The 18,949-nt window shown below is 68.2% G+C and carries 18 protein-coding genes; 9 read left to right on the forward strand and 9 right to left on the reverse strand.

Annotated features, from left to right (window positions below; translation table 11 throughout):
* Window positions 1-25: 25 nt before the first annotated feature.
* Window positions 26-847, forward strand: coding sequence for a spermidine synthase (locus ABD810_RS27030; protein WP_344946412.1), 822 nt, complete (start codon window positions 26-28; stop codon window positions 845-847).
* Window positions 848-859: 12 nt separating this feature from the next.
* Here the strand turns inward: ABD810_RS27030 and ABD810_RS27035 are convergent, their stop codons facing one another.
* Complete coding sequence (locus tag ABD810_RS27035; protein ID WP_344946272.1) at window positions 860-1,651, reverse strand: class II aldolase/adducin family protein; 792 nt, start codon at window positions 1,649-1,651, stop codon at window positions 860-862.
* Between the two features lie 667 nt (window positions 1,652-2,318).
* On the opposite strand from ABD810_RS27035, the gene ABD810_RS27040 reads away from it, so the two are divergent.
* From ABD810_RS27040 to ABD810_RS27050, 3 genes are all read left to right on the forward strand, one after another.
* Entirely contained in the window at window positions 2,319-2,807 is a 489-nt protein-coding gene (locus ABD810_RS27040; RefSeq protein WP_344946275.1) for a hypothetical protein, read from the forward strand.
* Between the two features lie 320 nt (window positions 2,808-3,127).
* Window positions 3,128-3,895: a TetR/AcrR family transcriptional regulator gene (locus ABD810_RS27045; protein WP_344946277.1), complete on the forward strand. Its 768-nt coding sequence runs from the start codon at window positions 3,128-3,130 to the stop codon at window positions 3,893-3,895.
* The gene (locus tag ABD810_RS27050) at window positions 3,892-6,444 is read left to right on the forward strand and encodes a PEP/pyruvate-binding domain-containing protein (protein WP_344946280.1); all 2,553 of its coding nucleotides are present in this window, start codon (window positions 3,892-3,894) and stop codon (window positions 6,442-6,444) included. Before ABD810_RS27045 ends, ABD810_RS27050 begins: the two co-directional genes overlap by 4 nt.
* On the opposite strand, the gene ABD810_RS27055 is transcribed toward ABD810_RS27050, so the two are convergent.
* On the reverse strand, window positions 6,441-7,220 hold the full coding sequence (locus ABD810_RS27055; RefSeq protein WP_344946283.1) for an acyl-CoA thioesterase domain-containing protein: 780 nt from the start codon (window positions 7,218-7,220) through the stop codon (window positions 6,441-6,443). The genes ABD810_RS27050 and ABD810_RS27055 overlap by 4 nt on opposite strands.
* Window positions 7,221-7,714: 494 nt before the next feature.
* On the opposite strand from ABD810_RS27055, the gene ABD810_RS27060 reads away from it, so the two are divergent.
* Together ABD810_RS27060 and ABD810_RS27065 are read left to right on the forward strand one after the other, a co-directional pair.
* Window positions 7,715-8,008 (forward strand): 4a-hydroxytetrahydrobiopterin dehydratase, encoded by a 294-nt coding sequence (locus ABD810_RS27060; protein WP_425566958.1) that lies wholly within the window; start codon window positions 7,715-7,717, stop codon window positions 8,006-8,008.
* A gap of 371 nt (window positions 8,009-8,379) precedes the next feature.
* Complete coding sequence (locus ABD810_RS27065) at window positions 8,380-8,730, forward strand: 50S ribosomal protein L7/L12 (RefSeq protein ID WP_344946286.1); 351 nt, start codon at window positions 8,380-8,382, stop codon at window positions 8,728-8,730.
* 201 nt (window positions 8,731-8,931) lie between these two features.
* On the opposite strand, the gene ABD810_RS27070 is transcribed toward ABD810_RS27065, so the two are convergent.
* The 5 genes from ABD810_RS27070 to ngcE form a co-directional block, all read right to left on the reverse strand.
* Window positions 8,932-9,486, reverse strand: coding sequence for a carboxymuconolactone decarboxylase family protein (locus tag ABD810_RS27070; protein WP_344946289.1), 555 nt, complete (start codon window positions 9,484-9,486; stop codon window positions 8,932-8,934).
* A gap of 89 nt (window positions 9,487-9,575) precedes the next feature.
* Window positions 9,576-11,687, reverse strand: coding sequence for a M6 family metalloprotease domain-containing protein (locus ABD810_RS27075; protein ID WP_344946292.1), 2,112 nt, complete (start codon window positions 11,685-11,687; stop codon window positions 9,576-9,578).
* 256 nt (window positions 11,688-11,943) lie between these two features.
* Window positions 11,944-12,852 (reverse strand): carbohydrate ABC transporter permease, encoded by a 909-nt coding sequence (locus ABD810_RS27080; protein WP_344946295.1) that lies wholly within the window; start codon window positions 12,850-12,852, stop codon window positions 11,944-11,946.
* Window positions 12,852-13,805, reverse strand: a complete 954-nt coding sequence (locus ABD810_RS27085; protein ID WP_344946298.1) for a carbohydrate ABC transporter permease — start codon at window positions 13,803-13,805, stop codon at window positions 12,852-12,854. Before ABD810_RS27085 ends, ABD810_RS27080 begins: the two co-directional genes overlap by 1 nt.
* A gap of 6 nt (window positions 13,806-13,811) precedes the next feature.
* A complete protein-coding gene (gene ngcE / locus ABD810_RS27090) occupies window positions 13,812-15,263 on the reverse strand; it encodes an N-acetylglucosamine/diacetylchitobiose ABC transporter substrate-binding protein (RefSeq protein ID WP_344946301.1) in 1,452 nt (483 codons plus the stop codon).
* A gap of 478 nt (window positions 15,264-15,741) precedes the next feature.
* Between ngcE and ABD810_RS27095 the strand changes: the two genes are divergently transcribed.
* Entirely contained in the window at window positions 15,742-16,977 is a 1,236-nt protein-coding gene (locus tag ABD810_RS27095) for a DUF4032 domain-containing protein (protein ID WP_344946304.1), read from the forward strand.
* Here ABD810_RS27095 and ABD810_RS27100 read toward each other — a convergent pair.
* Together ABD810_RS27100 and ABD810_RS27105 are read right to left on the reverse strand one after the other, a co-directional pair.
* Complete coding sequence (locus tag ABD810_RS27100; RefSeq protein WP_344946307.1) at window positions 16,967-17,473, reverse strand: 2-thiouracil desulfurase family protein; 507 nt, start codon at window positions 17,471-17,473, stop codon at window positions 16,967-16,969. The genes ABD810_RS27095 and ABD810_RS27100 overlap by 11 nt on opposite strands.
* Window positions 17,474-17,477: 4 nt before the next feature.
* Window positions 17,478-17,630: a hypothetical protein gene (locus tag ABD810_RS27105; protein ID WP_344946309.1), complete on the reverse strand. Its 153-nt coding sequence runs from the start codon at window positions 17,628-17,630 to the stop codon at window positions 17,478-17,480.
* Between the two features lie 201 nt (window positions 17,631-17,831).
* Between ABD810_RS27105 and ABD810_RS27110 the strand changes: the two genes are divergently transcribed.
* Together ABD810_RS27110 and ABD810_RS27115 are read left to right on the forward strand one after the other, a co-directional pair.
* Window positions 17,832-18,212 carry a roadblock/LC7 domain-containing protein gene (locus tag ABD810_RS27110; RefSeq protein ID WP_344946312.1) on the forward strand — a complete coding sequence of 127 codons (381 nt, stop codon included), beginning with the start codon at window positions 17,832-17,834 and terminating at the stop codon, window positions 18,210-18,212.
* Between the two features lie 3 nt (window positions 18,213-18,215).
* On the forward strand, window positions 18,216-18,949 hold a 734-nt coding region (locus ABD810_RS27115; RefSeq protein ID WP_425566959.1), incomplete at its 3' end, for a hypothetical protein.

Raw genomic sequence — 18,949 nt, forward strand, 5'->3', positions numbered from 1 at the left:
CAAGCGCAAGGCTGAGGTGACTCCCATGCCCGGCCGCTATCCGGTGGAATCCGGCGAAGTCGAGCTCCTGCGGGACCTCGACCGGCCGAGCGGCTGGCTTCTCAGTATGGCGGGAGTGCCCCAGTCGTACGTCGATCTCGACGATCCCACCTACTTGGACTTCGAATACGTCCGGCTGATGGCCGACGTGATCGACGTGATCGAGGAGGGCCCGCTGGACGTCGTCCACGTGGGCGCGGGGGCCTGCACGCTCCCCCGGTACGTCGCGGCGACCCGGCCCGGCTCGCGCCACATCGTCATCGAGCCCGACGCGGCCCTGGTGCGGCTCGTGCGGGACCAGCTCCGGCTGAAGTCGGTGCCCCGGCTGAAGGTCCGCGTCGCCGATGGCCGTACGGCCGCGGGCGGACTGCACGACGCCTCGGCGGACCTGTTCGTGCTGGACGCCTTCAGCGGCGCCACCATGCCCCTGGACCTCGCGACGGCCGAATACATGGGAGACGTGGCCCGCGTGCTCAAGGACTCGGGCACCCTGCTGATGAACATCGCCGACGGCAAAGGGCTGGCCTTCGCGCGCCGGGTGGTCGCGACCGTACGGGGCACCTTCCGTCATGTGGCACTGCTCGCCGAGCCCGGCATCCTCCGGGGACGCCGGTTCGGGAACCTCATCGTGGCCGCCTCGCCGGCGCCGCTGCCGCTCCAGGACCTGACGCGCAGGGCGGCCGGCGGGCTGACACAGGCCCGGTGCGTCCACGACGAAGCACTGGTGAACTTCGTGGCGGGCGCCGCGCCGATCCGGGACGGCGACTCGGTCCTCGCGCCGGTCCCTCCGCCCGCCCTCTTCCAGTGAACCGGCCCCGGGTCAGTCGAACAGGTCGGGCTCGGAGCGGGTGATCTGCTCGTAGAGCGGCTGGAAGTTGATCCAGCCCACCAGGTCGTTGCCGATCTGGCCGTGGGTGAGCTTGGCGTTCTCGTGAGTGATCGGGACCACCTGACCGGCCGCCTTGGCCGCCAGCTGTGCCTGGCACGAGCGCTCCATGGTGATGAACCACCAGGCCGCGGCGTCCACCGAGCCGCCGACCGTCAGCAGGCCGTGGTTGCGCAGGATGACGGCCTTGTGGGAGCCGAGCGCCTGGGCGATCCTCCGGCCTTCCTCCGTTTCGACGACCACACCGGTGTAGTCGTCGAACAGCCCGTGATCCTCGTAGAACGCGCACGCGTCCTGGGTCAGCGGTTCGAGGGACTGCCCCAGCGACGAGAGCGCCTTGCCGTACACCGAGTGGCTGTGCGCGGCGGCCACGGCGTCCGGACGGGCCTGGTGGACCATGGCGTGGATGGCGAAGGCGGCCTGGTTGACGTGGTAGCGGCCGTCCACCACCTGCCCCTGGTGATTCACCAGGATCAGGTCACTCAGCTTGATGTGCTTGAAGCTCATTCCGAAAGGGTTGACCCAGAAGTGGTCGAGGTGCTCGGGGTCGCGGGCCGTGATGTGACCGGCCACCCCCTCCTCGAAGCCGAACCGCCCGAACAGCCGCAGCGCCGCGACCAGGCGCTCCTGGCGGTGGCGCCGCTCGTCCGCGACATTCTCGAACTTCTGGGGAAGGCGGAAGGTCAGCTGCTCGGTGGGCACGGGCCGCAGATCCGAGAGGCTCATAGGGGGTCTCCTCGTTGCCGAACTTCTGTCGGTTACCAAGCAGTATGCCTGGCGCCCCGGAGGAGGTGAACCCAGGTCCGGCCACGTCCGCCGGGGCTCCGATCAGACACTTCACACTTATTACGCTGATATATAAATCTGGTAAGCCATCTTTTCTGATATTCCGCATAACAGGGGAAAGATGCAACCGTGCGGGGAATGTTCGGACACGTTCCACGAAACGAACGTCGCATGTGTGGGGCTGTAGAGGTGTTCCCTATAGACGAGGCTGGTTCACGTACATCTGCACGTGCACATGCAAGACTCATGCGCCTGTTCCGCCCGCCCCGCCGAGGCCGGCCGTTCCGTCGGCCATCATGCATAACATCAGGTGAATTAGGTGTAAAACGGTCATCTGCCCCGATTGCCAACGGTCTGCCGACATTCCCGAACATCATTCCAACTAACCTTCTCCCAGCTCAAGTCGCCTTAAGGCGCGAACTTTCGGGAAATATCCGGCATAGTTCGTGTTACGCATCCGCATGCCCTACGCTGTGGCGTCAACGGCGAAAGCCGTCAATGGCATTAAGGAGGTATAACGGATATGACAGTAGCCGAACCGTTAAGCGCGGACCCCTCCAGGGAGGGGGTCCCACCCCCGCCGCAGAGACACTGGGCGAAACGCGTCATGAAGGGGACAGGGCGGCATCTTCTCGGATTCAGCAGCGGGGTGGCGGTCGCCGTGACGGCGGCCCTCGCCCTTCAGGCGATCAAGACCTGGCCTTCGGGCGTCGATGAGATAAGCATCGACAACCCTCAGCACGGATCGCACGCGAAGGTCACGCCCTGCCTCAGGGTGAGCGGGCACGGCACCTCACGGCCCGGCACCAAGCAGGTCATCGCGGTGCAGCAGACCGACGCGAGCGACAGCACGATCACGTTCTTCACCGACGTCCGCATCGTCGGCGAGGAGTGGCAGATCAGCGTCCCGCTGGAGGGGCCGGTGGACAGCTGGTTCCGTATCCGGTCGGTGGTGCTCTCCGCCAAGCTGGCCGACTACCTGGAATCGGTGGGGGGCAGCGTCGGCAGATCCAAATGGATATCGCCGACGATGCCCCCCGGTAGTGCGATAACAGACTCGGTGGACGTTCAACGGGGTCCTGGTCAGATCTGCTGAACCCCACCGAGGGACACGGTTCCTGGGTGGCGGCCTCTCGGCCCCCACCCAGGACCGGCGTCCGTAGAGCGTATGGCACGGGCCCGTCGCCGTGAACCCACCGGCGTCGACGTTTTACGCCGCCGTCACGTGCCTTCCGGCCGCATTCGCCCTCGCCGGCTTCCGGCCCTCGCCGCTTGCGACGTCTCCCCGTGCGGCTCGGTTGACCCGCCTCCTGACCCGGAGCTGTTGACCCGCCTCCTGACCCGGAGCTAACGTACAAGCATCCAACAGATGACCAAATGAGCGCATTTGGTCATACATCCACCGCGAGCGAGGCCATGACGTCCCCCGAGACCGAAGCCCAGCCGCGCCGCCAGGACACCACGGCGCGCGAGGAGCGAGCACACCGCATCCTCGACACCGCCGCGGAGCTGATCCTGCGCTGGGGCTACGACAAGACGACCATCGACGACATCGCCCGGTCGGCCGGCGTCGCCAAGGGCACGATCTACCTGCACTGGAAATCGCGTGAGGCGTTGTTCGCCGCCCTCCTGCGGCGAGACCGCGTCGCCATGCTGGAGGAGGTCAGGCACGCCCTCGTGAGCGAGCCCGACGGCGCGACACCGCGCGCGCTGTTCCGGCATCTGGCCCTGGCGCTCATGGGCCGTCCCCTGGTGAAGGCGGCTCTCCTGGGCGACACCGAGGTGCTCGGCAAGCTCATCCGGCTGAAGCCGAAGGTCCAGACCTCCGCGGCGTTGCGCTCGCTGTCCGGCGGCTACCTGCGAACGCTGCGCGACCACGAAGCGATACGGACCGACCTGTCCCCGGTCGAGCAGGCGAACGTGATCAACGCCACGCTGTACGGATTCTTCGTCATCACCCCGCAGATGCCCGACGACCACAGGCTCACCGACGAGCGGCTGGCCGAGTTGCTGGCGGAGACCCTGCACCGCGCCCTGGACTCCGGCCGGACCCTGTCCCCCGAGCAGACCCAGGCGATCGCGCGGGCGACCCTCGCGTTCCTGGACGAGACGCTCGGCCTCGCCAAAGAAAGGCTCCGGCTCTCCCTGAGCACCACCGACCTGGGAAAGGACTACGCGCGGTGAGCGATCTCCCGCTGGTACTCCCCCTCGACGACGCCACCGCCGACCTCGCGACCGCGGGAGGCAAGGGCACCTCACTGGCGCGCATGGCAGCCGCCGGCCTGCCCGTTCCGCCGGGCTTCCACATCACCACCCACGCCTACGAAGCCTTCGTCACGGCGAACGGGCTGCGCGAGCCCATCCTGGCCGCCGTCGCCGCCGGCACGTCCGAGGAGGCGGCGGTCACGATCCAGGGCCTGTTCGCCGGGCACGAGCTTCCGGAGTCGATCAGGGAGGCGATCGTCAAGGCGTACACGGCTCTCGGGGAGCCCCCGGTCGCCGTGCGCTCCTCGGCCACGGCGGAGGACCTGCCGGGTCTGTCGTTCGCCGGGCAGCAGGAGAGCTACCTCAACATCCAGGACGAGGAGGCGCTGCTGGCCGCCGTCAGGCGCTGCTGGGCCTCGCTGTGGGGAGGGCGCGCGATCGCGTACCGGGCCGGGAACGGCATCGCACCGGAAGAGGTGACCATGGCGGTGGTCGTCCAGGAGCTGGTGCCCGCCGACGCGGCCGGCGTCCTGTTCACCGCCGACCCGGTCACCGGGGCCGGGGACCAGATGATCGTCAACGCCGCGTGGGGGCTGGGCGAGTCCGTGGTAGGCGGCCAGGTCACCGCCGACACCGTCGTCGCGAGCAGGCCGGACGGCGCGATCCTGGAACAGCGGATCAGCGACAAGGCCGTGATGACCGTGCGCACCGAGGGCGGGACGGCCGAGGTGCCGGTGCCCGCGTCCCGGCGCGCCCGGCCGGTGCTCGACGCCGCGCAGGTCGCCGGCCTGGTGCGTCTCGGCACGCGCATCGAGGAGCTGTACGGGCGTCCGATGGACGTCGAGTGGGCGCTGCGCGACGGCACGATCTTCGTCGTGCAGGCCCGGCCGATCACCGGCCTGGACTCCGCCGGCGGCTCGCGGGAGGAGTGGAACGACAGCCTCGGCGGCGACTACCTGTGGAGCAACGGGAACGTCGGCGAGGCCATCCCCGACGTCATGACGCCCAGCACCTGGTCGTTCGTCCACATCTTCATGTCGGGGGCGATGCGCGCCTCCTCGATCGCCGAATACCGGGCGTACGGGATGATCGGCGGCCGTTTCTACATGAATCTCAGTCTGGCGGCCACGATCGCGGCGACATTCGGGATGAAGCGGAAGTTCGCCACGTCCATCGAGCCGGTCTTCGGCAAGATCCCGCCGGGCATGGAGATCCCGCTGGTGCCGGTCTCCCGGTGGCACCTGTTCCGCACGATCCTTCCCCTCACCATCGAGCTCAGGCGGCAGGTGCGGGCGAACACGCCGAGGTTGCCCTCGTTCTTCGCCGCGGCGCCCGGCCGGTGCGAGAAGCTGCGCGACCGTATCGAGCAGACCTCCGACGCCGGCGACCTCGCCGCGCTGTGGCGCGCGGAGGTCGGGCCGTACCTGCTGGAATGCTCCCACATGCTGGAAGCCGCCACCCGGCAGGACACCCGGGCGCTGACCGTCGAGCACGCCCGCATCGGGAAGCTGGCCGGCGAGTCCGACGCCGTCGCCCTCATGACCGGGCTGCACTCGGCGGCGGGCGGCCTGGCGAGCCTCGGGCTCCTCGTCGGCCTCGATCGGCTGTCACGCGGTGAGGTCGACCGGGAGACCTTCGCCCGGCAGTGGGGCCACCGTGGCCCGAGCGAGTTCGAGGTCTCCGTCCCCCGGCCCGCCGAGGATCCCGAGTGGATCGACAGGCAACTCGCCGGCCTGCGCCAGGCGGAGCACGACGTCGACACCCTCCTCGCCCGGCAGGAGGAGGCGCGGGCGGCCGCCTGGAAGCGGTTCGCCGAACGCCACCCGGGCAAGGTGAAGGCCACGCGCCGCAAGATCGCGCGGATGACGAAGGCACTGCGAGACCGGGAGGTGGCCCGATCCGAGGTGGTCCGCGCCTTCTGGGCCCTCCGGGCGTACGTGCTGCGTGCGGGCGAGATCACCGGACGGGGCGACGACCTGTTCTTCCTGCCGATCGACGAGCTCCTCGCGGTGCTCGACGGCGACGACACGCCCTTCTCGGCCGTGGACGCGCGGCGCCGCGCCTACGAGCGCTACCGCGCCCTGCCGCCGTACCCGGCGCTGATCCGCGGCCGGTTCGACCCGTTCGAGTGGGCCGCCGACCCGCGACGGCGTGGTGACGTGTTCGACGAGCACGGCCGCAGGGCTCCCGCGGGCGACGCGGTCACGGGCTTCCCCGGCGCGTCCGGCGTCGTGGAGGGGCGCGTACGCGTCATCGCGAACGTCGACGAGAGTGACCTGCTCCAGCCTGGCGAGATTTTGGTGACGACCGTCACCAACGTCGGGTGGACACCGCTGTTCCCCCGGGCCGCCGCCGTCGTGACCGACGTGGGCGCTCCGCTGTCCCACGCGGCCATCGTCGCCCGCGAGCTCGGCATCCCGGCGGTGGTCGGCTGCGGCGACGCCACCACCCGCCTGCGCACCGGCGACCTCGTACGCGTCGACGGCCGGCGCGGCACCGTCGAGACCCTGGAACCGGCCTCGCGCTAGCCGCCGAGGAGGTGGCCCGGGTTGGCCACGGCGGTCACCACGCAGAAGCCGATCGGCCCTGCGGTGTCGTGCAGCGTGCAGTGGGAGGTCGCGATGCCCGCGTCGCTGAGGTGACCGCCGGCTTCCAGGCCCACTTCCTCACCGACCGGCATGCGGCTGAGGGTGAGCGTGTAGTCGGCGTTGATGAAGTGCAGGCCCGACGTGCCGGAATTGCTGAGCGGGCTGGCGAAATCGGCGGCCAGCGCGACGCGTACGAGAGGCGAGATGGCCTCACCCTCGACCAGGGGATGGGTCTCCCTGAGCCAGGCTCGCCCAGGTCCCGGGTCCGCCCAGCGAGTCAGTTGCCACAGGTCGAACGGCGGCGTCCACACGCCGGGCGGTGGCGGGCCGAGCTCGGCCGGAGCGGGTGCGTCCCAGGCCGGAGTCCGCCAGATCTCGCCGTCCGGCTGCTCGCCCTTCCGCAGGAGCACGGCACTCGCCCTCGCGACCACGCCTTGCTCGGTGCGCACGGTGGCGTCGGCCACCCGGATCCTGCGGCCCTGCCTGACCTGGGTCGTCTCCACGCTCAGCGGCAGCAGAGGGCTGTTGCGGAACAGATCGACGGTCAGGCGGGTGAAGTGGAAGTCCGCGTCGCCATACTCCGCTTCGAGCGCTCGGGCGGCGAGACCGCCGAGCAGGCGCCCATGCAGCATGTCCGCGGACCAGGGACCACGGGCGTGTGGAGCGGGAACGAGCTCGCCGTTCTTCAGCGTGAAGAAGGCCCTGTTATCTGACACAGAACGCGATTCTAGTATCACTCCGGCCCCAGAAGGGGGCGGTGGCGCCGCAACCTTTCAGCCGGGACTACAGGCAACGAGGCCAGCTAATCCCGACGAACCAAAGCCCCTCCCGGCACCCATTTGATCAGGGAACCCACTTGACACCCACCCAGCCCAAACCACCCCCGAACCAACCAGACCGGGGACAACCGGGACGAAGCAACCGGGGACAACCGGGACGAGCAGCCAGGGACTACCAGGACGAGGCAACCGGGGACGACCGGGACGGAGCAGCCAGGGGCTACCAGGGTGAAGCAGCAAGGAACCGCCGAGGCCGGGCAGCACGGCTCTGGCGGCGAAGGCGTTGTCGGCTTGACGGCATGTAGTGGCTATTCTGCCGACTTGTTGTATCGGAGTTCAGCCCAGGCGGCGGCTTCGGGTCGTCCGTAAAGGCGCGGCGCGCCTGGTGTTCCGGGCGCGACAATTCCCCTGTGACGTGAAAAACTCATCGTATGGACAGGCTGGATGACGCGGCGATATCCACCCGGCTGGGCGAGGTGCCCGAGTGGCGGCGCGAGGGCGACGAGATCCGGCGCACTGTGGTCGCCCCCGACTTCCGCACGGCCATCGCCATCGTGAACGACGTGGCGGAGCAGGCCGAGAACCTCAACCACCACCCGGACATCGACATCCGCTGGCGGCGCCTCCACCTCACCCTCATGACCCACGACGCCGGCGGCCTGACCGAGATGGACTTCAAGCTCGCCGCCAGAATCGACGCCATCGCTGCCGACCACGGCGCCTGAGCCCCACCTTCTGGAGGCGCTGGGCCGTTCCCGCGGCGGGCAGAGTATCAAGCTTCACTTGGCCGCCGACCGGCGTTGCCGTCCTCTCGCTCGTATCATCAGCCCTGGTCAGCATGCGGGCAGCCCGTACTTCCAGCGTGTGCTGGAGCGGGTCCGGAGCGTACGAACCGGGTCGTCTCCGCCGACTCCTGGACTCTGTGCCGGTGTGGCTATGGCCGGATTCAGGTGAGGGTCATACGATGTCGATCATGCCGAATTTGGGGCCTCTAGAGGTGTTAATCCTGATCGTGGTGGTGGGGGTGGTCGTTGGGGCGGTCGTGGCGGCGATCAGGATCGGTCGGACGGGAAGCGGATCATCATCCGTCCCGCAGATGAGACCGGCGACGCCGCAGGAGCTGCACCGGATCGTCACCCAGCTGACGCGCCAGGGACGCCAGATCCATGCGATCAAGGAGCTGCGGCAGTTCACCGGGCTCGACCTGCGGACCGCCAAGGCCGTCGTCGACGGCGTGGCCATGGGGCGTGACATGTGGAGCCATCCCGCCATGACCCGGTTCAGGCCTGCCGACCGCGATGCCCTGCCGCATACCGCCGGTCCCGACCTGGCCACCCGCGTACGCGAGCTCAAGGCCGCCGGCCGTGAGGAGCAGGCGGTCCATCTGGTGCGCGGAGAGACCGGCATGGGCGAGCAGGAGGCCAGGACCTTCGTCGACAGCCTTTGACCAGAGGGCGTGCTTCAGCTGGTTGTTCCCGGCCTGGTCGGTTCGGGGGTGGTCTAGGGCTGGGTGGGCGTCAAGTGGATACCCCGATCAAACGGGTGCCGGGAGGGGCTTTGGTTCGTCGGGATCTGCTGGTCTCCCAGTGCGTGGCAGGCCCGGCTCGCCGCCGTCGCGGCGTGCCGGGCCTGTGTCCATGGGTCGCTGTCACAATCCTCGTTGCGCCATGCTGGCCGTGTAGCCGTGGGTGACGATCAGGTCGGCCGTCTTGGTGTAGGCCTCGGGATCGTCTGGAGCGAAGGTGGCCAGGCCGTCGACGTAGCGGTTGTACATGCAGAAGGCGGCGGCGATCAGTACGGTGTCGTGGATCTCCAGGTCGGTGGCGCCCGTCTCGCGGGCGGCGGTGATGTGCGATTCCGTCACGGCGGTCCCACTCTGCTGGACCGCGCCGGCCAGGCGCAGCAGCGCCTTGAGCTTGTCCGTGATCGGCGCTGTGTCGAGGTCGGAGCAGGCATGGGCGACGATCTCCGCGCCGCCGGGTAACTGCGCGGCGGCGAAGGCGGAGTGCGAGGCCGAGCAGAAGCGGCACTTGTTGAGCGTGGAGACGTAGGAGGCGATGAGCTCGCGTTCCCCTCGCGACAGCGTGTTGTCTCCGCGCAACAGCACCTCGGCGAGTTCGTTGAGCACTCCCGCCGTCTCCGGGCGGTACCGCATCAGCCCTCTGATGCCAGGTTCGTCGTTCCCCAACTCGATGTGCGGCATGAATTCCCTTCCTGGACGAGACGTCGATGTCCACGGCCGAGGCCGGTAGTCAACTGCCGGCCCTCTGCCGTGGGGTGGGTGTGGAACGGTCAGAGGCCGACCATCTGACAGGTCGCGGTCGACTTCTTCGTCGGGTCGCTTTCGGAGGTGGCGGTGAGCTTGAGCTTCGCCAGGCGGTCGCCGCCCTTGGCTCGCTGGGCGTAGACGGGCACGAGCGTCGTCTTGCCGAATTCGACGGCGGACAGCTGGTTGGGGATCCAGGTCGTCCATCCCTTGCCGTCGACGGTGGTGGCGAGGCGGTAGACGTCCGACTTCAGGTAGGTGCTGACGTCCTCGGGATGCTGACCCGCGGGGGTGGCGGCCTTGCCGGTGTTGCCGAGCGGGAAGCGGCAGGCCGCCCACTCCGAACCCTTGGCGATCCCGGCGGTCGGCAGGACCCTGACGCCGCGTCGCTGCGGGCCGGCGCCGTCCAGGGACCGGATGGCCACCGTGTAGGACAGCGAGCCCTTGTCGTCGCGGTGCACGTTGAGCACGTAGAAGTGCAGGCGGTTGGCCTCGTCGACGTACTCGAACTCGCTGCCCGAGTCGGTGCCCGCGTGGAAGAGGGCGTCGGAGAGCTGCCGGTAGTCGCCGATCGTGATGGGGACCTGCGTGCCGTCGGGCAGGACGTAGTCGGTCATGCCGATGTCCTGCGGGTTGGCGTCGATGACCCACTCGAACGGCGCCTGGTCCTGGTTCTTGGTCTTGGCCAGCAGCACACCGGAGTCCGGGGTGAAGGAGTCGGCGCCGACCCGGTCCACCACCTCGATCGTGTAGTTGTGGTAGCCGCGGCCGTCGCAGAAGGGATCGGTCTGGGTGTCGCACGCCGGGCTGAGGTCACCGGTGCCGAGGGTGATGTTGACACCCGACAGGTCATTGGCGCCGGGCAGGATCTCCCGGGCGGTCACCCTGGCGACGACCAGGCCCGACTCCGCCAGCGCCTCCCGCGAGAGACGCAGGACGTTCTGCTCGTCCACCATCTGCAGCTTGATCTTGTTGCGGAGCATGTGCTGGGCGCCCATCGAAGCCCCACCGGTGGGCGGGATCATCCACCGGCTGTGCGGGCCACCCGGGCCGTTGAAGGTGCCCCGGCTGAGCATCTCCCAGATACCGCTGTACGCGCGGCGCGGTGGCACGCTGAAGGGGTTGTTGTAGTTGTCGCCGATGCCCAGGATGTGGCTGAACTCGTGGGCGTAGACGCTCTGGCCGGAGCTTTCCGCCTGGGTGGAGGATCCCCCGCCGGCGTTGGGCCAGATGGAGGAGGCGGAGGCCCAGGAGGTCCACTCGACGTACCGGGTCCTCGCCCAGTTCGGCAGGGCGGGGTCGGGCGGTCCGAAGGCGTCGGTGACGTCCTCCTTGGTCGGGAACTTGATCGGCCCGAACTCCTGCCAGGTCGCCGACTCGTCCTGCCCGGCGCTGAGGTAGAAGATGAAGTCGTATCGCGCGAGGGTGTCCTCGCCTTCGGCGGCGGACCAGGCGGCGCGTCCGTCGGTGCGGAGGTTGCGGTTGCAGGTGTCGCCCGCCGGGCAGGCGGTGCCGCCCTGGAACTCCATAGCGTACTCGTGCGACTTGCCCGGCATCTCGTACGGCCCGAAGGCGTCGAGCTCGACGCCGTACCTGCCGCCGGAGTCCTCCATCCAGTACTCGTGGATGGTGTGGCCGCGGTTCAGCTTGCCGGGGGTGTTGAGGAAGTCCTTGTAGAACTGGGCCACCTGCTCACGCGGGATGTCGTGGGCCTCCGCGCTCGGGTTGCCGAACACCGTCGACCTCTCCGGCCGGGTGACCACGAACGCCTGGTTGGGGTAGTCCAGCAGTACGAGCGCACCCTTGAACGTGCGTTTGGAGCCCTTCCCCGCGGGGTCGGCCCAGTTGGTGCCCAGGACGGGCTGGTAGTCGTCCTCCCAGGTCATGTGGTCGGGGTTCTTCCAGTTCTGCGGGTCGATCACGGCGGGGCCGCCGGGCTTGCCCTTGAACACCGTCGCCGGCGCCTGCTCCTGCCAGGGCTGCCGCTGCGGCCAGTGGTCGGCCTGCCATGGATGCGGGGGCTCGGGTGGTGGTTCCGCCGAGGCCGGGGTCGTGGCCAGTCCCAGCGGACCGAGCACGGTGGCGATGATAAGTACGGTTAGTCGACGCTTCCTGCGGTGGATTGACGACTTGGTCACGGTCTTACCACTCCATCTGGACCAGCGCTCAGCCGGGGGGCGCTACAGACACTGTTGACGGAGATCATCTATCACTTGTCGAAACTGCGATAGAGGACTTTGTAGGTGTAAATCGCGAATTTGCTGCACGCTGCGGGGATCCGGCCCGTCGCTGAGGGCCTACGGAGGCTGCCCATCGGGAGACCGGACCGGACCCCACCGCCGACCTACTGGACCGATCCCCGCCGTGACATCGGACCGGCTCTCCCTCTGCGACCTACTTGACCGCCCCAGCGGTGAGGCCGGACTGGATCTGGCGCTGGAAGACGATGTAGACGATCAGCATCGGGATGATCGCCATGCTGAGGGCCGCGAACAGGCCGGGCCAGTCGGCCTCGTACCCCGCGGTGGTGTTGATGTTGGCGATGCCCTGGGTGATCAGCCACTTGTCCTCGACGCCGCCCGACAGCAGCACGATGGGCAGCAGGTACTGGTTCCACTGGCCGAGGATGTTGAAGATCGTGATGCTGATCAGGCCCGGCTTGGCCATCGGCACCATGATCTGGAAGAACGTGCGGGTGTGCGAGGCGCCGTCCATCATCGCCGCCTCCGCCACCGAGGTGGGGAGCGTCTTGAAGAACGCCGTCAGGAAGAACACGGTGAACGGCAGCGAGTAGGCGATGTAGACCAGGATCACGCCGGCGTGGGTGTCGATCAGTCCGAGGTTGCGCACCACGAAGAACAGCGGGACCAGCGCGAGGAACACCGGGAACGACAGCCCCGACACGAACAGGTAGTAGATCGCCCGGTTGCCGAAGAAGCGGTAGCGCGCCAGCACGTACGCGGCCATGGAGCCGAACAGCATGGTGAACAACGTGCTCACGCCGACCACGAAGATGGTGTTCAGCATGTACCGCCCAATGTGGGCCTTCTCCCACGCCCGTCCCCAGGATGCCCAGCTGAAGCTGTCGGGCAGCGCAAGCGGCGCGTCGCCGACGATCTCGGGGTTGGTCTTGAAGGAGGCGAGGAACGTCCACAGGATCGGACCGACGACCAGGATCGTCCACACGATGAGCGCCACGTGGGAGAGCGCGCCGAAGACCCCCGTAGGGCTCGGCTGCCGGCGCCGGGTGGACGCGGCCGGGGCCTTGGCCACCCGGACCGTGTCGGTGTGGGTCGCCATCATCAGAGCTCGATCCTCTCGCGCCGCGTCACGCGCAGGCTGAGCGCCGCGAACGTGATGGTCAGGAAGAACAGGGCCACGCCCATCGCGGAGGCGTAACCGAACTTGGAGAAGGTGAACGCCGTGCGCCAGATCTCCAGGGGCAGGACCGTGGTCGCGTTGTCGGGCCCGCCGCGGTCGACCGAGAGCACCTGCACCAGCGCGAAGCAGTCGAACGCCGCGATGCCGAGGTACACCCAGCCGACCTGGATGGTGTCCCAGATCAGCGGCAGCGTGATGCTGAAGAAGAGCCGGAACCGGTTGGCCCCGTCGAGGGCCGCGGCCTCGAAGACGTCGCTGGGGATCGCCGACATACCGGCGGAGAACAGGACGACGTAGAACCCGACGGACTGCCAGACGATCACACCCATGATCGACCAGAGGGCCAGGTCGGTGTTGATCAGCCAGCCGACCTTGTCGATGCCGACGAGGCCGAGCAGGCCGTTCAGCACGCCCGTATCGTCGGGCCGGTAGATCGCCTGGAACAGGACGCCGACGACGGCCACGGCCAGGACCTGGGGAAAGAAGTAGACGACCCGGTAGAACTTCGCTCCCCGGACCCCGGTCATCTTCCCGCCCCTGCTGCCCCCTCCGATGTTCAGCAGGAACGAGAAGAACAACGCGATGGCGATGGTGATCAGCGGCATGGCGAGCAACAGCAGGCCGTGGTGGCGGACGGCGGCCCAGAACACGTCGTCGTCCAGCAGGCGGGTGAAGTTCTCGAACCCGATGAACTGCGGGTTCGCGGAGATACCCCGCCAGTTGGTCAACGAGATGTAGAACGCCTGAGCGTACGGGCTGATCACGAAGACCACGTAGAGGATCAACGGGACCGCGAGGAAGGAGAAGATGAACCCGTACTTCCTCATCTTGGCCGAGGACAGCCCTGCGGCGAACCCGCCGTCGCCATGCCGCATGATCGACTACACCGTCCGGTTCTGCTTGGTGATGGAGGAGTCGGCCTTGACCGCGTCGGCCTTCTTCTGCATGTTGGCGCAGAACTGGTCGGCCGTGATGCGGCCGAACATCAGCGAGTTGGTCTGCTTGCGCAGCTCGGTCTCCAGCTCCTTGTACCAGTTCTCGAAGCTGCTGTAGGTGACGATGTTGGCGCCCGCGGCCGTCTGGGCGTCGTTGACGCTCTTCAGGCCCGGGGACAGCGTGAGCCCCTCGGCGGCGCCGCTGACGACGGTGAGGCTGCCCGACTTCTGGGTGAAGCCCTTCGCGCCCTCCTTGGAGAGCATGATGCGGGCGTACTCCAGCGCGCCGGCGGTGTTCTTGGCCTTGGCGGGGATGATGTACGGCTCACCCGCGGCGGAGCGGATGGCCTCGAACGGCATCTTGTCGGCCGCGGTGAGGCTCGGAGTGGGCGTCACGGCGTACTCGAACGTGTCCGGGGTGTTGGACTTCTGCTCGTTCTCCAGCCACGAGCCCGACGGGTACAGGGCGACCTTGTCCTCGTTCTGCCGGGTCTGGACCTCGGTGTGGATGAGCCCTTCGTAGCTCTTGTCCATGAACTTGCCGATCTCGGCCCAGGCGGCGGCCGACTGCTTGACCGAGTCGCGCGTCCAGGCTCCGTCGGCCAGGTTGTCGATGTCCAGCAGGACCTGGTTGCCCTCGACCTTGGCGGCCGTGATCAGGATCATCCAGTACTGGTAGTACGACGCGTTCTTGCCGGCGTAGGCGTACGGGGTGACGCCCGCCTTCTTGATCGTCTCGCAGAGGGTCTTGAACTCGTCGAACGTCTTCGGCGGGGTCCAGCCCTTCTCCTGGAAGAGCTTGCCGTTGTACCAGAGGCCGTATCCGCTGGAAACGTAGTTCAGGATGAACGGCTTGCCGGCGATGAAGCCGGACTCGACGGTGCCGGGGATCAGGGTGTCCCGGATCTTCTTGCTGGGATCGTCGATGGAGGGCGCGTCGAACAGCGCGGTGAGGTCGAGAAGCTGTCCCTCGGTCTGCAGGGCGCCGTTGTCCATCAGGTCGGAGCCGGAGTTGGCGATGAAGTCGGGGACGTCGCCGCTGGCGAAGCGGGGCTGCAGCGTCTGGGCGATCTGCTGCGTGGCGACGTGCTTGACGGTGGCCTTGGGGAACAGCTTCTTGTACAGCGGCTCGTGCACGTCGGTGGCGTAGCTGTCACCGAGTCCGCCCTTGAAGATGACGACTTCGAGGGGGGCGTCCGCCTTGACCCCGAAGGGGTTGGCCGCCGAGGTCGCGGCGCCGCTGCCCGCGGCGGTCGGGGTGGCGGCGGAGCCGCCCCCGCTGGTCGCGCAGGCGCTGAGAACGCTTGCCGCGGGTCCTGCGACGAGCGCGGTGAGGCCGATCCGGCGGAGCATCTGCCGCCGGGTGATCTCTCGGGGCGTGCCGGCGGAGTTGGACATGCAACCCTCCAGGAATGGGTCAAACAATTAGGAAAGTTTCCTAAACGTTTGAGGAACGTACGTCCATCCCCGTACACCGTCAAGTGGTATGGGCCAACCCGTGATCGAGCTGTGGCCGACCAGCAAACGACCTGCGACAAACGAGCATGACCTGCGTCCTCCGAAACTCATCCGTAACGTAACAACGGCACAGGTCATAGCCCTGAGCTTGACGCAAATTGAGGCCGAATCGACACCCCTTTGACCCGGTCTAGACCAGTCGCGTGGAAGTGGCCCGTCATAGCGTCACAGGTCCGGCCTGCGACCTCCCGTGCGATCGGGAGCGATCACTTTCGGTCCATCTCCGGACACGCTGCGTTCACCACGACCACTCAGGAGACCGGTTCCGAGAATGTCCACGGAGCGGACCGGACTGCGGCGGAACTCGCGGAGCCGCTAGCGTCGGATCCAACATTCCCGACATGCGAGGAGCAAAGGGTTGCCGCTCCAGATGACCGGCGCTCCCAGCGATCCCGACCTCATCCGCCTGCCGTGGGAGCTTCCCCTCGAAGACTGGCCCGAGCACCACCTCGTGATGCTGCCGCGCGGCATCTCCCGGCACATCGTCCGGTTCGTCCGGCTGTCCGGACGGGTGTACGCGATCAAGGAGATCAGCGAGCGGTACGCCAAGCGCGAGTACCGGCTTCTGTGGGATCTGAGCCGCCTCGACACCCCGTCCGTCGAGCCCGTGGCGGTGGTCACCGGAAGGACGGCGCCCGACGGCGAGCCGCTGGACTCCGCCCTGATCACCAGGCACCTGCAGTTCTCGCTGCCCTACCGGGCGATGCTGTCCGGCACGCTGCGGCCCGACACGCTCACCCGCCTGCTCGACGCGCTGGCCGTGCTGCTCGTACGCCTGCACCTGGCCGGGTTCTACTGGGGCGACTGCTCGCTGAGCAACACGCTCTTCAGGCGCGACGCGGGGGCTTTCGCGGCGTACCTCGTGGACGCGGAGACCGGCGAATTGCACCCGGTCATCAGCGAGGGCCAGCGCAGTCACGACATTGAAGTCGCACATATCAACATTTATGGGGAAATGCTCGATCTGGAGGCCGGCGGGTTCCTGCATTCCTCGATCGACCCTCTGACATTCGCCGAGCAGCTCGTCGAGCGCTATCACCGGCTCTGGAACGAGCTCACGCAGGAGGAGATCGTCGAGGACGTCGAATGGCATCTCATCGACCAGCGGATCCGGCGGCTCAACTCCCTCGGTTTCGATGTCGCCGAAATGATGGTCAGGCGTAAGGCCGGCACCGCCCGGCTGATCGTACGGCCCAAAGTCGTGGACGCCGGGCACCACCAGCGCCGCCTGCTGCGCCTCACCGGGCTCGACGTCGAGGAGAACCAGGCGAGGCGCCTGCTCAACGACCTCGACTCCTTCAGGGTCGCCAAAGGGCTGCGCCACGAGGACGAGGCGATCGTCGCGCACCGCTGGTTCGCCGAGACCTTCCAGCCGACCGTCACCGCCATCCCCCTGGAGCTGCGCGGCAAGCTGGAGCCCGCGCAGCTCTTCCACGAGGTGCTCGACCATCGCTGGTTCCTGTCGGAGGCGGCGGGCCGCGAAGTCGGGCTCGAAGCGGCCCTCCGGTCGTACGTCGACACCGTGCTGGTGTACAAGCCGGACGAGAAGGCCCTCATCGGCGACGACGCCGCCCCCGACCCGGTCAGTCCCTGATCGTCCGTTCGAGCTCGCCGAGGTAGGCGGCGGCCTCCGCGACGCGGTCCTCGCCGAAGACGCGGATGCCGTGCGCCTCCAGCAGGGCCGTCGTCACCCCGGCCCCGGGGGTGACCCGCCCGCGGAACGTGCCGTCGTGGATGCGAAGGCTGCCGCAGGAGGGGCTGCCGTCCTTGAGGATGGCCATCTTGATGCCCATGGACCGCGCCTGGGCCAGCGCGGCGTGGGCGCCGGCGAGGAATTGGCGTGTGACGTCGGCCCCCTCGGGGGTCAGGATCCGCGCGATCCCGGCCACCACGGCCGCCCCGCCGACGCCTCCCTCGATCTCCGCGGGCGGCCTCGGCACGGGCAGCCCGCCCTCGACCTCGGGGCAGAAGGGCACCAGCCGTCCCTCGGCACGCCACCCGGCGAGCGGCCCGTCGTCGACGGTCTTCGCGCGGCCGTCGAAGCGCACCGGACGCCCTACCAGACACGCGCTGACCAGGATCCTCTCCACCTCTTCACGGTAGCGTCACCGCGTTCTTCCCATGCGCGAGCGCCTCCTCCGAGGCGGCGAGGCCGACCTGGAGCGGGGTGCCCGACGGCCTCGCCGTACGGATCGAGGCCTGCCGGGATCGGGCCACACAGACATAGCTGTTCTCGGTGTGATGCATGCCTTAACGCGCTTTATGTGTAAATATACCGAGCTGCATTCGGCGCCATATCTGCAATCTCGTCGATAAATCCTTCTACCTGGAAAAAGATCCCTGTACCCCACCGCTTTTCTGGATGATTCTTCGCAAGGGGTGTTGTCAGGGGCTCCCTAGAGTTGGCCGCGCAAGGGACAGAAGGGACCATCCGGCGAGGAGTCCACCGTGCTCGATATCGAAGGATGTCTCACCGATATCCTGGCCATTCCCGGTGCACTGGACGCACTGGTCATCGAGGACCCCGGCGGCACGGCCGTCGCCACCGGCCGCACCGCGCCCCACCTCGACCCCCAGGTGTCGGCCGCCGCGCTCGGCGAGACGCTGAGGGCGACGCTGGAAGGGCTGGCGTTCACCTCTCCGGACGGCACGGTGCGGGTCGAGGACGTCATCGTCACCTCCGACAAGGGCCACCATCTGCTGAGGCCCCTGGAGACGGCCCTGAGGGGGTCGTTGCTCCTCTACCTGCGGCTCGACCTGGAGCGCTCGAACCTCGCGCTCGCGCGTCACCGCCTCCGGACCATCTCTGGCCGGCTGATCACGACGTGAGCCATGTCCCCCTCCCAGCAGTTGGACGCCATCCTGAACGACCTGGCGAAGAATCGTGCGACGGGCTCGCTCAAGGTCGGCCGTACCGGGACCGTCTACCTCACCGGCGGACGGGTGAGCTACGTGGAGTGCGCGAGCACGCCGGGCGTGGAGGACATCCTCACCGCATCCGGGCGGGTCGGCGCCTCCACCATCCGCGGCGCCCGCCAGTCGGCGGGCGGCGGCGACGAACTGGTACGCCAGGGCGTGATGACGCGCGGCGAGCTGCAGTTCTGCGTGCTCGGCGCCATCCTCGACGCCTCGTTGTTCGTGCTCGCCGCAACGGGAACCCGGCCCCGCTTCAAGGAAGGGGACCGGCACTGGCTCGGCGACCAGTGGTACTTCGACGTCGCAGGGTTGTTCCGCGAGTGCCGTCGCAGGAGGGCTCAGTTGGACAACGTGTGGCCGTCCGCCGGCCTGGACTCGCAGCCTGTCGCCCTCAGCCCGCGCATCACCGCTCACCGGGTGGTGCTGGACGCGGTGCAGTGGGAGGTCGTCCTCAACGCCGACGCGACCGCGACCCCGGTCGAGCTTGCGCGCAGGCTCGGGCGCCCGGTGTACGCGGTGCTGTTCGCCGTACGGCAACTCGGCGCCGCCGGCCTGCTGCTGCAACCGGATCCCGCTCCGGGACCAGCACCGGGACCAACGCCGGACCCGGCGCCGACCGGCCGGCCCGCGGCTCCCGGGCCGAAGGCCGG

Origin of the sequence: Sphaerisporangium flaviroseum (assembly GCF_039537005.1) — a bacterium.
Classification (GTDB): domain Bacteria; phylum Actinomycetota; class Actinomycetes; order Streptosporangiales; family Streptosporangiaceae; genus Sphaerisporangium; species Sphaerisporangium flaviroseum.